Raw genomic sequence first — 14798 nt, 5'->3', positions numbered from 1 at the left:
TATGCGAAAAGATCATGGCAGCTCGTATAGAGCCACCTGTAAAAAACAGAATGATGTAAAATGTGGGGCCGCGTTAAGCCTGTGGTGGTGCGCGAAGAGAGAAGTAATAAGGAGGGTATGTGAAACTGTTGGCTGGCAGTGCCGCTAACAGTACTTCAAATTGATGGGAAACAGATGGTAAGCAGGCGCTGTGTGGTTCCAGGTAAGCTTCTACAGCCCAGTGTAACCATTCGCAGTGCTGGTGTTGCACGGAAAACATCAGCCCTTCCGTTTGCAGGGGGCTGCATTGTTCATCTATCGTATCCTCGTGGCCGGCAAACTGATGCACAAAATCCCTGGGGGTAATGTATAAACAGAACACCCCCAGCAGGAAAATGGCTCCAATTTTATATGCCAGCTTTTTCACCATTGATGACAAAGATACATAAAAACGCCAGATTGCAACATTGTTGCAGCAGCAATGGTCTTATAGCGGGAAATAGCCCAGGAAACAACCTTATCTCACCTTGGCCATGGTCCTCACCTGTTGTACCCTTCCATTCTGGAAACGGGCATAATACATACCATTCGGGAGGCCTTCCCCATTGAAAGTAATGGTATAATCCCCTGCCGCATGTACACTGTCCACCAGCTTACGGACCAGGCGGCCCATCGTATCAAAGATCTGCACCATGGTATGCCCGCCGGCAGTTGTGTAGGAAATAACGGTTTTAGTACTGAAAGGATTGGGATAGTTGGAGATCAGGGTCTTATTCTCATCTACATCAGGCACACCCGTCACTACTCCGCAAGCCAATCCATTTACCAGCGGAAGGCTTTGGTAGTTCTGCAACATGATCTGATTGAGGTCTGAGGGTTTTACGCAGAACCATTGTTCCAGGATAGAAGCATATACAGAACGGAAATCGTACTGCATGGGAATATTATCTATTGCAGAAGCTGCATCCGGCATGGTGGGTGTATTACCCAGCACCTGTTGATTCACGTAATCTCCGAATACGATCATGGGGGCAGAAGCACCATGGTCCGTACCCATACTACCATTGGATTTTACACGGCGGCCGAATTCAGAGAAGGTCATGCCTACTACGCGTTGAGATTTTTTCAGCCCTTTCAGGTCATCTGTAAAGGCTTTCACGGCAGAAGAGATCTGGCCTAACAAATTAGCATGGGCACCGGTAGTGGTATCCCCTGCATTGGTTTGATTGGCGTGTGTATCAAAACCGCCGATGCTCACCATGTAGAGCCGGGTCTTTAAACCTCCGGCTACCAGGCGTGCAACGATCTTCAATTGTGCGGCAAGATGGTTGTTGGCAGGGTAAGGCCCTTGTTGTGTAACCTTTGCTGCTGCCGCTTTGATAGAGGTCGCAAATTTATTACTGTGCTCCTGTATGAGGCGGATGTATTTCAATTCCTTACCAGCCCTTGTATTGGGGATCGGATCTGGTTCATCGTCCAGCAGGCCATAGAAATCTGTGGCGCTGGTAATGGCCATCCCCATGTTCACTGTTGGGCCCTGGAATGCAGGAGACACTACAGAACCGATCTGGATAGCCAGCGGGTCCGGCATATCTGCATTAGGATATCCAACAGGATAATCAGGATATTCTGTTTGCAGGTATCTTCCGCCCCAGCCTGTGGGTAATACGGTATTGGCATCAGAACCTGTCAGCCAGATATCTGTAGCACGGAAGTGAGAGAAGTTGGGAGAAGGATATCCCACACTATGCAGGATACTTACATGCCCATCATTATACATTTGCTGTATCCCGGTCATGGCAGGATGGATACCGGTTTTCGTCTGGCCGGCCAGTTTCAGTACCCTGCCTTCAGGAATAGCGATGTTAGCACGGGCAGCCTGGTATTTTCCATACTGATCCAATGGGATCACCATGTTCAAACCATCGTTACCTCCGTTTAACTGGATCATTACCAGTACGTGATCATTATTGGTAGCAGCTCCTTCCAGAGCAGACAGTAAAGGAGATGCGCCGAATGCCTGAACGGAAAACCCGTTGATAAACGACGGCAGGATGGCAGCAGGAGCGGTATATTTGAGGAAATCTCTACGTTTCATAAATAGGTTTTCAACGTGATCAGGCTAAATGATATTCAGACAGGTTCATGATGTATTTGTACAATTCATTGAGGTGCTTCAGCACAGTATTCTTATTCATCGTATTGGAAGGGTCTGCTTTGTAAGCAGTCCATGCCTGCGTCCAGTAATAATCCTGGTCCTGCCCCAACAGCAGGAAGCTGTTCTTCAGGAAACTCTTTGTTTTGTCTGAAACACCCATGCGGTATAATACGTCCAGCGAATCTTTCACCAGGGCAACAGGGTCTGAGGGATTAGGCATCTGGTCTGCAAATACGATGGGGTCAATAGCAAGCCCATTATAGCCTGTAGTGATCAAAGCATCCACCATCATATTACGCTTAGGCAGCGTATCTGTATTGATCCACAGCTCATGGAACTGCGGTGCCAGGTAATATGCTTCCCAGCCGGAAACACCCGGAGGATCTCCGATATTCTGTTGTTGCGTGCTGGCTGCACCTTGTAATGCGGCCCATTGCTGATAGGCCTGTGCATAATTAGCTGCCGGCGCGAATTTCACACCAAACTCCCTGCAAAGCCCTACGGTAAAATCTACCGGGCTCTTGATGAGGCAGCTCATATTTAAAGGATCGTAAAAATGCTCGCTCTTGAATAATGCAGACAGCAATGGCTTAATTTCATAATTACCCGCACGGAAAATATTAGCCAGTGGTTCTATCACATTCGCTTCTGCACCCGCATCTATTTCATAATAAATGAAGAACTGATAGAATTTGCGGCAGATGAACTTCGCTACTTCATGCTGCAGGAAAATAATACCCAGCATATCGTCCAGTTCCGTTGTACCGGCAGAACCGGTTTTACCCGAGATCACTTTATTGGAGAACCAGCTGGAGAATTGTTTATTGGTGATATCATGTTTAGTAGGATCGAAGTAAGAAGTGCAGGTCACCTTATCTACTTTGTAACCTGTGAGTACGTGTGCTGCAGCGCGTACATCTTCTTCCTGGTACAAAGAATCAGGTCCTTTACCACAGGTGAAGAGTTCCAGCAGTTCCCGTGCATAGTTTTCATCCGCAGCCGTTTTCTCATTGAGGTAACCGTTCAGATATACCAGCATACCTGGGTCCAGCGTAATGGCTTTCGTCAGGTTTTTAAAATTGCCCAGGGCATGCGTGCGCAAAGCAACATTGTAACCATAGCTAAAACGGGCATCGGCGATGGTGTTTGTTTCTGTTGCAAAGTGGTTATGCCAGAAGAGTACCATCTTTTCGTGGATGTTCCTTTCCTGGTTGAGCATCTTCCCTGTCCACCAGGCTTTGTAAGAACCGTGGCGTTTGCGGTTAAGGTCTTCATCTCCATCCGGAGCTGTTACCCATGGTGCTCCCGGAGCTACGCCGGTAGGGTCCGTGTAGCCGCCAGTGTTATAGTTATTTACGGGAGGTGTAAGTGGGATGATATTGGTGGTCAGTAAAGCATCAACGGCTGCGTCCATAGACATGCCTTCAAAATGTCTTACATCCAGTGGCGCGGCGCCGAACATGGCCCTTTTCAGCAAATGCACAACCTGTGCGGTTCCCCATGCTCCTGTATAAGCATTGAGCCCGGTATCGGTTCTCGATCCGCTAACTGTTGTAGTTCTTTTGCGGGAAGGGGCAAGTGTTAAGAAATCTCTACGGTCCATTTGGGATACGGTTATACGATGATCAGTTAAATTGTGAGCCGTTGCCTTTCTGATTGATTCACACAATTATTCCGGGCATAGTTAGGCATCTACGGTTTTTCAGAAAGCAAATTAACAAAAAGTTTAATTCAATCATATTATTTTATATGATTTAACGAATAAACTATTTTACTCAATTGATCCTGAAGCAGAAGCCCATCAAAGAAAAAGCCGCCGATTGAGTGACACAACGGCGGCTGATTAAAGGTATAAAGTTGATAACTAGCTGAATTGTACCAGGTTTTCGATACCTGGGAGGCTTATAACTACCTGATCACATGAGTTTTTTGACAAACCTTGTCAGGGCTGGAACTACCTGATTACGTAAGGTTTTTTGACAAACCCTGACTAGGCTGGAACTACCTGATCACATGAGGTTGTGATCCACCTGTTATCTACATAAGGTTTTCAATCACCCCCGCAATCCCCTGGCCACCTCCCACACAGGCTGTAACGATCCCGTATTTCTTTTTGAGACGCTGCATATCATTCATGATCTGGATGCTGAGCTTGGCGCCGGTACATCCCAAAGGATGCCCCAGGGCAATAGCCCCTCCATTAATATTCACCTTTTCAGGGTCCATGCCCAATTCCCGGATCACAGCCAGGGACTGGGAAGCAAAGGCTTCATTTAATTCTACCAGGTCTATGTCGTTCAATGTTTTGCCTGCTAATTTCAGGGCCTTAGGCACTGCGGCAACAGGGCCGATCCCCATGATCCTGGGATGCACACCGGCAGAGGCACAGGCAACAAGACGGCCAATAGGTTGGAGGTTCAGCTCCTTTACCATCCTTTCACTCATCACTATTACAAATGCTGCACCATCGCTGGTTTGGGAAGAGTTCCCTGCTGTAACGGATCCCCCGGCGGCAAAAACCGGTTTTAACTTAGCAAGCGCTGCCGGCGATGTGTCTGCACGAGGGCCCTCATCTGTATCCACCGTATAAGTTTTGCTTTGTTTTTTGCCCTTCTCATTCACAAATACTTCTTCCACACTGATGGGCAATATGCCTTGTTTGAAATATCCGTTCTGGATGGCGTTGATAGCACGCTGGTGAGATTGGTAAGAAAACTGGTCCTGGTCTTCCCGGCTCACGTTGAATTCTTTCGCTACCGCTTCTGCGGTAAGGCCCATACTGAGATAATAATCGGGCGTGGTGCTGGTTACGCTGTAAGCCGGAACGGTTTTCCAACCTACGGTAGGTACCAGGCTCATACTTTCCGTACCTCCTGCCACAATACATTCTGCCTGCCCTGTTTGGATCTTGGCAGTAGCAATGGCAATGGTTTCCAGTCCTGATGCACAATAGCGGTTCACCGTCATGCCCGGCACTTCTATTCCCAATGCACGTACGGAGATCATCCTGCCGATCTGCAAGCCCTGTTCCGCTTCCGGAACAGCATTTCCTACGATCAGGTCGTCCACCCGCCCGGGATCCAGTTGCGGAATGGTGGCCAGTAAGCCTTTGATCACATCCACTGCCAGATCATCCGGTCTGTAGAAACGGAAACCTCCTCTCTTTGACTTCGTTACGGCGGTCCTAAATCCTGCCACTATGTATGCTTCCTGCATGGTTATCGGGTTTTGCTCTTTCCAAATTTAAGGAATTTGAGCCTTATCTGAACCTGAGCCCATAGCAAAGAAGTTGTACAGACCAGATTATTTGATCTCCAGCTGCAAAAGGGTTTCATTTATCGCTGCAGGCAATTGAGCCTTATTTGATCTCCAGCTGCAATCGGGCTGCATTCACCCCTGCTAATATCCCATACCCTTTGCTTACATTACTATGCACCTTGTTCAGATCTACCAGCGGGTTACCGTCATTCGTGGTTTGGAGTTCCAGTGTTTTGTAATATTTGAAGGCATCCTGCGTAAGGCCGGTTACCTCCAGGATGAGGTACTCTCCTTTTATATTCACATTCTTCGTTTGCATCACCACCGTAATTTCGTTGCCGTCAAAACGTTGATCTGCAATAAAATTCACCTCCCGGTAATTCTCCGCGATCAGGTCTGTAAAATTATTATTGTAAGAAGGATCGAAACGGTACAGCAAACGTTCACTCAGCACTACCTGGTTAGAAGCAGACATAACGCCTTTGTATAAACGGAATTGATAAGCATCCCATCCGGGCAGATCTTTCAATACAAACTTCACCCGGTTACCGCCTGCCTGCCCAAAAGGCTGACTGATCAATGGTTGCCTTGGTAATGTATCTTTGGCCGTAACAGTATCCAATCCGGCTGCACTCACTTTAATATTGTATTCCACATTTTTCGGCGCAGGTGTTTGCGATACAAAATATCCTTTCCCATTGATCACCTGCCATTGCAAAGGAAGTTTTGTACTACCCGCCATCAGGCTGATATCTGCATCCGGAATTTCAGGGAATACCGTTCCTCCTGGCGGTTGTGAACGTGTAACACGAATGTACACAGCACTATCCGGCTGAATAAATGAATTCACCACAATCCTGTCCCCATCATAGGGAACTTCCATCTCTACTACCTTCTCACAAGCCGTTGCAGCTACCATCAATAACAACATCCATCTTTTCATATCAAAACTTTATGGCGTAAGAAATACTGGGCAAAATGGGCAAAATGCTAAACTTCGTCAGTTCCCGTTTGAGTGTTTCTTCATTCCTTTTATAAGAATAAAAGAAAGGGTTCTTCTGGTTGTATACATTATAAAGACTAATGTTCAGGATGTAACGAACACCCTTCCGCTCTTTGGTATGCGTAGCACCAATATCCAACCGGTGTGTGTTTTCCATGCGCAGCATATTGCGGTTCCCTATAACATCTACATCTCTTGGTTCTACCGTAGAAGGTGGCAAATGCGGCGATGGATCTGTGATCCTTTCATAACTGCCGGAAGGCAATGTTAAAGGAGCCCCTGTAGCAAATTCCCATTGTGCGGACAACTCCCATCTTTTTCCCAGTTGTTGTGTGAGCACTACTTCCAGGTCGTGCCGGCGATCATATTTATAAGGGAATACGGCACCATTATTCACATTGGGAAATGCCCGTTCAGACCATGCCAGCGTATAGCCGATCCATCCTTTCAACTTCCCCTTCTTTTTCTGTAACAGGAACTCTGAACCATAACTCCAGCCGCGGCCCACCACCACATTGTCTTCCCAGCTATTGGTAGCAGATTGAAAATTGTCTGCCGTTTCCTGGTATTCTATCACGTTCTGCATCGTTTTCGCGTACAGCTCCATGGACATTTCGAACATATTATCGTTGGATGTTTTCGCTAAACCAAGGGCGAACTGGTTGGAGAACATAGGAGGCACTTTTTTAGTTGCCGCTACCCACAGGTCTGTTGGCAGAAAGGTGGCGTTATTGGTGAGCAGGTGAATATATTGCGTCATGCTGGTATAAGACAACTTGAAGGCCCACTTGCGTGGCAGCAGGTAACGGAAGCCCAGCCTGGGCTGTACGGATATATAAGATCTGCCGGAAACGAGAAAAGCAGAAGCATGTGTACCCAGGTTGAGGTACATGGAATCTGCTAATTTAAAATCATCTTCCCAATACAAAGAAAGCTCCACGCCTTTGTTGGTGGTGTTATTATAAGCCGTGTCCGTGAGCCGTGTTGAATCTGAAACGTTCGTAAAGCGGGTAATACCGGGCTGAAAGATGTGCCAGGTGGCCTGCGCTCCAAAACGCAGGGTGTGTAAAGGATTGGGGCGGAATTCAAAATCGATCTTAGCACCTGCGTTCTGCACTTTGGAGAAGTAACGCCCGTACATACTATCTGACTCCATGATCGCATTCTGTGCTTCAAACTTGTATTCGTAATCCGTATCAAATAAGAACTGCGAATAGTTTATGGTAACGTTGGAAAATAACCTGGGGTTATAGATATGGTTCCAGCGAAGGGAATAAGCCTGGTTGCCCCATCCCAGCCCAAAGTTCATTCTTTCATGATACTGTTTGGCGGCGCCATTCAATGAATCAAATCCTTTATCACGCTTCACCCGCATATTATCTCTGCCGCCATAGCCACTTAAAAAGAGCCGGTCTTTCGGAGAAAAGATATGATTGATCTTAACGTTGGCATCAAAAAAATAAGCCCAGAATTCACCATCCCCCAGCTTCAATGCTTCTATCGCCGCATCCTGTGCCAGCAGGTCTGCATATGTACGGCGGCCTGTTATGATAAAAGAAGTTTTGCCTTTGAAGATAGGGCCTTCGATCATCACCCGGGAAGCAATTAATCCCAGCGAAAACTCTCCATGATAACCATGCATGTCACCATCTTTCATGGAAATATCCACCACGGAAGATAACCTGCCGCCATAACGTGCAGGGAATGCTCCTTTGTAGAGATCCACGTTCTTAATGATGTCCGGATTAAATACAGAGAACAAACCGAAGAGATGCGTGGAATTATATACGGGTGTACCATCTAACAGGATCAGGTTCTGATCAGGACTTCCGCCGCGCACATGGATACCACTGGTTCCTTCCATCCCTCCGCCCACTCCTGGCATAGCCTGAATGGTACGCAGCACATCTGTTTCTCCCAACATGCGCGGCATGGCTTTTACCTGCGCAACCGGCATCCCCACTTTACTCATCTGCGTTTGTTCCTGCAAGGGAGGAACATGCTGATCTGTTATTTCCACTTCCTGCAAAGTATTGATGGGAGAAAGTTTGATGTTCATCTGTTTGTTCACATCATCCTTCAGCGGAATGCTCATGGGGGAATAACTAACATAGGTAACCATTAAGCTCATGGTATCCTTTGCTGTAGTAAGACTGTAAAATCCGTATTGATTGGTGGTAGTACCTACCTGCAATTTGGGGAAGTATACCGTAGCGCCGATCAGTTTTTCTCCCGTTTGTGCATCTTCCACAAAACCACTGATAGTGCGTGTATTGCTTTGCTTTACGGTAAGCACCAGCTGATCGCCGATACGTTTATATTGAATGCCGTTTTCTGTAAAGAGAAGATCTAATACACGGCGGAGCGGCATCTCCTTTGCGCTGAGGGATACAAGCCGGTTCATCTTAACAACATCCCGGCTGTACGAAAAGTGAATGCCATATTCCTTTTCTATGATCTCACATGCGGTAGACAGGGGTTGGTTATTGAGCCTTAAAGAAATTTTTGTGCGCCAATTCCACGCCAAAACCTGCATAGGGATAACGACAAATAGGAATCCCAGCAGGATTTTCCTGGCCAATGACATGTTATAGTAGTTTTTTTAAGTTAGGTTTTACTTAATGGAATAGCCCTGTGCGGTTTTCTCAACCGCTGTGTTAGTAATAAAAGCAATGGTTGCCAGAACATTATCGATAGGCTCGTTTTCAAAGTTTGCCGTCACCACTTTTTCCAGAAGGGCAGCATCCACTATTTCCACTTCCACCCCATACACCACCTCAATGGTCCTGATCACTTTCTCCAAAGGTACGTTACTAAACACCAGTTGCCGCCTGTTGAGGTCCTGCACATTTTCTGCCACTGCGAATGGCTCTTTTTGCTGATCGCGGCGTAAGAGCATTCCCGGGGTCAATATCACGCTGTCCTTTTTATCCAGGTCCGTTACCATGATCTTTCCGCTGTTCACCAGTACCACCAGGGAACTGTCCTGCGGTTTGAAGTCAACCATAAAACGGGTGCCCAGTACTTTTATTTCCGTATGCCCCAATACAATCACAAAAGGATGTTCGGCATTCTGTGCAATATCAAAATGGGCTTTGCCGGTAAAATGTACCCGGCGTTCCGCTTTACCGAATCCTTTTACGAGATGCATCTCTGCATTGCTTTCCATGTTTACCCGGCTGCCATCTTTCAATTCTGCCTGTTGTGCACCGGCGAATACCTGCTCTTTTGCCGGTTTTAGGAAAAACAGCCCGATGCCAAGTGCCAATACCAGCACTGCCGCCACTTTCAACCCCCAATGCATTTTACGCACCCGTGGTCCTTCCACCCCGATGGTGGTTTTCAACCGTTGCCAGCTGGATTCGGTATCCAGCCCGGGAATATTCCCCACGGGGCGCAATGCATCCAGCATCCTGCGGATCGAAGAAAGTATCTCTTCATTCGCAGGGTCTTCCTTCCGCCAGGTTTCCACCCATTGGCGCTCTACAGCATCCGCTTCATTCAGCAGATACTTGCATAGCAAGGAATATATAGCCTCATCAGGTTGCAAAATGCCCATGAACAGTTGTAATGTTATCAGTTTCGGGAAGAGGACGCCTCTAATTACGTCATACCCCTATTATAAAAAAAGATTCAGGTACTCCTTCAGTTCCTGGTGGAGGATCTTGAGGGCCTTACCCATTTGATTTTCAACAGTTTTAACAGAAATATTCATCACGCTGGCAATCTCGGCATACTTCAGTTGCTGTTTCCGGCTAAGCACAAAAACTTCCCGGCAACGCTCCGGCAACTTTTCCAGTGCTGCCTCCAGTTTGTTTTCCAGTTCCCTTGCCTGAAGGGAAAGATGCACCTCCGTTTCCTGCATCTGGCCAAAGGAATTTTCCCTTTCGGACCGTACATGCTGCTTTCGCCATTGGCTGATAGCCGTATTCCGGATAGCGGAAAAGAGGTAAGACCGCTCGGAACCCTGTATGGCAATGCTTGCCCGCTTTTCCCAAAGCTGGGAAAAAACAAGCTGCACTACCTCTTCTGCCTCATAGGGGTCGCCAATGTAATGGGTGGCGAATGCCAGGCAATGAGTATGGTGCTCTTTAAATATCCTTTCGAAAGTATGGAGCTCCAACATATTATAACGTGGGCAAAAATATGTGGCTACCGCTGATTAACCAAATAGCGATTCTCCCCGATTTTATATCTTTGCCCCACATGTACGGCTTTATCAGAAAAATACTTTTCAATTTCCCCCCGGAAAGTATACACTACGGAGTAATGCGGGGACTTAAAGTGATCAATGCACTGCCCTTTGGCAAAAATGTGCTGGACGCATTCTGCCAGCCCAAAAACAGCGGGCTGGAACGCACCCTTTGGGGATTGACCTTTAAAAACCCTGTAGGCCTCGCCGCAGGATTTGATAAGGATGCCCGGTTCATAGACGAACTGGCACACCTGGGCTTTGGTTTTGTGGAAATAGGTACCGTTACCCCACTTCCGCAACCCGGCAACGATCAGCCAAGGTTATTCCGCCTGCCGGAAGACAAAGCGCTGATCAACCGCATGGGCTTTAATAATGAAGGGGCGCCCTCTGCCGCCAGGAGATTATTAAAACGCCGCTCCAATATTATTATAGGTGGTAACATCGGTAAGAATAAATTAACCCCCAACGAAGAAGCCGTAAGCGATTACGAAAAATGTTTCCATGCGCTCTTCGACGGGGTAGACTATTTTGTTGTGAATGTAAGCTCTCCCAATACTCCCGGCCTGAGAGCATTACAGGAGAAAGAACCACTTAAGCAACTGCTGCATCACCTGCAAACGCTGAATGCACAAAAGAAAAATCCCAAACCCATCCTCCTGAAAATTGCGCCGGACCTTACTACGGAGCAGCTGGACGATATTATAGAAATAGTACAGGAAACCGGGCTGGCTGGCATTGTTGCCACCAATACCACCATCAGCCGTGAAGATCTGCAAACAGATGACACCACGCTGCAAAAGATCGGTGCCGGCGGCCTCAGTGGTTTACCCGTAAAACAAAAGGCCACAGAAGTGATCCGTTATATTCACCAGCATTCCGGTGGAAAAATTCCTATTATTGCCGTGGGAGGTATTTTCACCGCAGCAGACGCGCAGGAAAAACTGGATGCAGGTGCTTCTTTGGTACAGGTATATACCGGTTTCATCTATGAAGGCCCTTCCATCGTGAAAAAGATCTGCCAGGGTTTAACTCAATCATAAACATATATCATGCAGGAATTATTAACCGTTGATTCTCTCATCAGCCTCTTCACCTTAACCTTAATGGAAGTAGTACTGGGGATAGACAACGTTATCTTTGTTTCCATTGTTATGAACCGCTTGCCTGAACACAAAAGGAACCAGGCCAGGCGCATCTGGATGTTCACCGGTATAGCCGTTCGCGTAATACTCCTTTTGTTTATCGGTTACATCGTGAGAGCTGTAAACCCGCTGTTCCATATTGGCGATAAAGGTATCAGCCTCCGCGACCTCATCATGCTTGCGGGTGGTTTGTTCCTGCTCGTTAAAACTACACTGGAAATTCACCATAAACTGGAAGGAGAAGATGAAGCCGGCCCCAAAGCCAAAGGAGGCACAGCCACCCTTGCCAATGTGGTAGGCCAGATCATCATTATAGACATGGTGTTTTCGTTCGACAGTATCATCACAGCCGTAGGGCTGGCCAAACATATTGAGATCATGATCGTAGCCGTAGTGATCGCTATGTTCATTATGTTCTCCTTCGCCCCCAGGATCAGTAATTTCATCCACAAACATCCCACCCTTAAAATGCTGGCCCTCTCCTTCCTCATCATGGTAGGTGGTATCCTGCTGATGGAAGGATGGAACCCTGAAGCCGTACATGATCTTCACCTGAAGAACTATGTATACTTTGCCATGGCCTTCTCTTTTGCAGTAGAATTACTGAATATGAGGATGAGGAAGAAAACGCAGCCGCCTGTGGAACTGAGGGAGCCAAAATTAAACCAGGAAGAAAAGAAATAAAAAGGGCCATCCTTCTACCATCCTTCAGTGATCCTTCAGCGATCCTTCAGTGAAACACCCTCAAAGCCTTGCTGGCACTGAGCACCACTGAAGGATCACTGAAGGATTGAAGGAAGATGCCTGATGGCATTGCGTTACAGCGGATAAAATTCAAAAAAAGTGTCAGCAGATGTCAGTAGTGCTGATAGTATTTTAACAATATAAAGGAAGGGCGATCCTATCCTATAAGACAGATTCAGCATACCCGGCCCTTAGGATAATTTAGCACCTGCCCTGTTGGCTGCAGCCATCAACGTACCACCCACTACCCCGGCCGTTTCTGTCCTTAAACGGGTATCCCCCAACGATACCGGTAAACACCCCTTTTCCAATGCAGATGTGATCTCCTCAGGCGTAAAATCACCTTCCGGACCTATCAATAACAGCGTATCCTTTCCCGGTAACATTACATCCAGCAAATGTTTCTTTTCATCCGGCAGGCAATGAGCGATCAGCTTTTGCCCCGCAGCACCTAATGCTTTGTCAAAAGGCATAGGTTCCGTCAACACCGGCAGATACCATTGTTTGGATTGCAGCATGGCGGACACCAGGATATTTTCCAGGCGCTCTGCCTTAAATTTCTCTTTTTCTGTTCGTTGTGTAAGCAAAGGAATGATCCCGGCAATACCGATCTCTACGGCTTTTTCCAGGAACCATTCCATCCGGGAAGTATTCTTCGTAAAAGCAATGGCTATACGCAAATGAGGTACCGGTACAGGCATGGCTGTTTCCCCGCTGATCTGCAGCACGCATTTTTTCCGGTGATCATCTGTGATCACCGCTTCATAGCGGGTGCCCCTGCCATCTGCCAGTAATACTTTATCTCCTTTTTCATTGCGCAATACCTGGATGCAATACTTGGATGTTGGTTCATCCATCGTATAAAACCCCTGGCCGGAGGAAAGATCTTTCGCGTAAAATACCGGTAACTCCATCCTGTAAAATTATACCTTTTCCTGTTGTTGTTCCAATCTGCGGGTGATGGATTGAAAACGGAAGAAGAGTAAAACTGAGGCTACCAGCAAACCCAGCAGCAATCCCCACCAAACCCCATACACGCCGTAATTCAGTTTGATGCCTAATACATACCCCACGGGAATGCCTAATCCCCAGTAGGCCAGCATGGTAATAATGGTAGGGGCTTTCACATCTCCCAAACCTCTTAACACACCCAATCCCACTACTTGTGTACCATCAAATAACTGGAAGAAAGCGGCGATCACCAGCAGGCCGGATGCGATATGTATCACAGCAGGGTCCTGTATATAAAAGGAAGGCAGTATTTGTTTGAACACCATAAAGAATACTGCAGCACAACCCATCAGCACCAATACCATGTGGTAACTGGCAATGGCAGATCTGCGCAGCTCCATAAAGTTGCCCCTGCCTAAGTTGTTCCCACTGCGAATGCCCGCCGCGGCTGAAATCCCGCTCGCCATCATATAGGTCATGGCGGCCAGGCTCAGCGCAATCTGGTGTGCCGCCAGTTCTGCAGATCCTATCCAGCCCACCATGATCGCGGCACCACTGAAAGCACTCACTTCAAAAACATACTGTAAGGCCACGGGAACACCCATGCCCGCTATCTTCTTCAGCGTAGCCGCCTGGATCTCCCGCAGGTTAAAGGTTTGCAGGTATTCTTTAAATCGCGGGGAACGTAATACATACCAGGCCATGGTGATGCCCATCAGCAAACGGTCCGTGAAAGTGGCAATACCTACGCCCGCAATCCCCATGTTAAAACCATACACCAGGGTAATGCCCAAACCAATGTTCAGAAGGTTCCCGAGGATACTGATGTTCATGGCTTGCTTGGTAAAGCCCAGCCCTTCCGCAAATTGCTTGAACGTCAGGAATACCATCAGCGGGATAAAAGAATATGCGAGGTATTGCAGAAAAATATTCGCCTGCGCAGCTACGTCCGGCGACTGGTCCATGCGGAACAGGTTATGCGCCGTGAGCAATATCAAACCAAAGAGCACAATACCCGTGATCATATTGATCACAAAACTATGTGCCAGCAAACGCCCGCAGATACTGCGGTTGCCACGTCCGTTCTCTTGGGCGATCAATGGAGTAAGACCATAGGAAATGCCAATACCTGTTACCATAAAAATGGTGAACAAGCCTGTTCCCAGAGCCACCGCAGCCAGGGGCACTTTACCTGTATGGCCGATAATGATGCTGTCACTTAATCCAACCAGGGTATGCCCTAATTGTGAGATAACAACCGGGTAGGCTAAATGAAAATTGTCTTTATAGTGGGGTTTGTACTTTGTATACAGCTTTTTCATGTTTTCCGTAAATGCTTTGGGTTTGGGTCATAAAAATCAGGTCATA

The 14798-nt window shown here is 47.3% G+C and carries 12 protein-coding genes; 2 read left to right on the top strand and 10 right to left on the bottom strand.

Going from position 1 to position 14798, the window contains the following annotated elements; translation table 11 throughout:
• Positions 1–73: 73 nt before the first annotated feature.
• From BUR42_RS25480 to BUR42_RS25445, 8 genes are all read right to left on the bottom strand, one after another.
• Positions 74–409 (bottom strand): hypothetical protein, encoded by a 336-nt coding sequence (locus BUR42_RS25480; protein ID WP_074242377.1) that lies wholly within the window; start codon positions 407–409, stop codon positions 74–76.
• 87 nt (positions 410–496) lie between these two features.
• Positions 497–2077 (bottom strand): DUF1501 domain-containing protein, encoded by a 1581-nt coding sequence (locus BUR42_RS25475; RefSeq protein WP_074242376.1) that lies wholly within the window; start codon positions 2075–2077, stop codon positions 497–499.
• A gap of 19 nt (positions 2078–2096) precedes the next feature.
• The gene (locus tag BUR42_RS25470; protein ID WP_074242375.1) at positions 2097–3740 is read right to left on the bottom strand and encodes a DUF1800 domain-containing protein; all 1644 of its coding nucleotides are present in this window, start codon (positions 3738–3740) and stop codon (positions 2097–2099) included.
• A 434-nt stretch (positions 3741–4174) separates the two neighbouring features.
• Entirely contained in the window at positions 4175–5353 is a 1179-nt protein-coding gene (locus BUR42_RS25465) for a thiolase family protein (protein ID WP_074242374.1), read from the bottom strand.
• Positions 5354–5495: 142 nt separating this feature from the next.
• A complete protein-coding gene (locus BUR42_RS25460; RefSeq protein WP_074242373.1) occupies positions 5496–6338 on the bottom strand; it encodes a DUF4249 domain-containing protein in 843 nt (280 codons plus the stop codon).
• A gap of 1 nt (position 6339) precedes the next feature.
• Positions 6340–8925, bottom strand: a complete 2586-nt coding sequence (locus tag BUR42_RS25455) for a TonB-dependent receptor (protein ID WP_159442350.1) — start codon at positions 8923–8925, stop codon at positions 6340–6342.
• A gap of 87 nt (positions 8926–9012) precedes the next feature.
• Complete coding sequence (locus tag BUR42_RS25450) at positions 9013–9957, bottom strand: FecR family protein (RefSeq protein WP_074242371.1); 945 nt, start codon at positions 9955–9957, stop codon at positions 9013–9015.
• 60 nt (positions 9958–10017) lie between these two features.
• Positions 10018–10524: an RNA polymerase sigma-70 factor gene (locus BUR42_RS25445; protein ID WP_074242370.1), complete on the bottom strand. Its 507-nt coding sequence runs from the start codon at positions 10522–10524 to the stop codon at positions 10018–10020.
• Positions 10525–10544: 20 nt separating this feature from the next.
• Here BUR42_RS25445 and BUR42_RS25440 point away from each other — a divergent pair, with 20 nt between their 5' ends.
• Entirely contained in the window at positions 10545–11633 is a 1089-nt protein-coding gene (locus BUR42_RS25440; protein ID WP_317044488.1) for a quinone-dependent dihydroorotate dehydrogenase, read from the top strand.
• Positions 11634–11642: 9 nt separating this feature from the next.
• Entirely contained in the window at positions 11643–12419 is a 777-nt protein-coding gene (locus BUR42_RS25435; RefSeq protein WP_074242368.1) for a TerC family protein, read from the top strand.
• A 251-nt stretch (positions 12420–12670) separates the two neighbouring features.
• Here BUR42_RS25435 and BUR42_RS25430 read toward each other — a convergent pair whose 3' ends face one another.
• Positions 12671–13393: an RsmE family RNA methyltransferase gene (locus BUR42_RS25430; RefSeq protein ID WP_074242367.1), complete on the bottom strand. Its 723-nt coding sequence runs from the start codon at positions 13391–13393 to the stop codon at positions 12671–12673.
• A gap of 9 nt (positions 13394–13402) precedes the next feature.
• Entirely contained in the window at positions 13403–14752 is a 1350-nt protein-coding gene (locus tag BUR42_RS25425) for an MATE family efflux transporter (protein ID WP_074242366.1), read from the bottom strand.
• Positions 14753–14798 lie beyond the last annotated feature (46 nt).

Source organism: Chitinophaga niabensis (assembly GCF_900129465.1).
In the GTDB taxonomy this organism is placed as follows: Bacteria; Bacteroidota; Bacteroidia; order Chitinophagales; family Chitinophagaceae; genus Chitinophaga; species Chitinophaga niabensis.
Note: the sequence above shows the minus strand (reverse complement) of the source record. Positions and strands in the feature narration are given on the sequence as shown.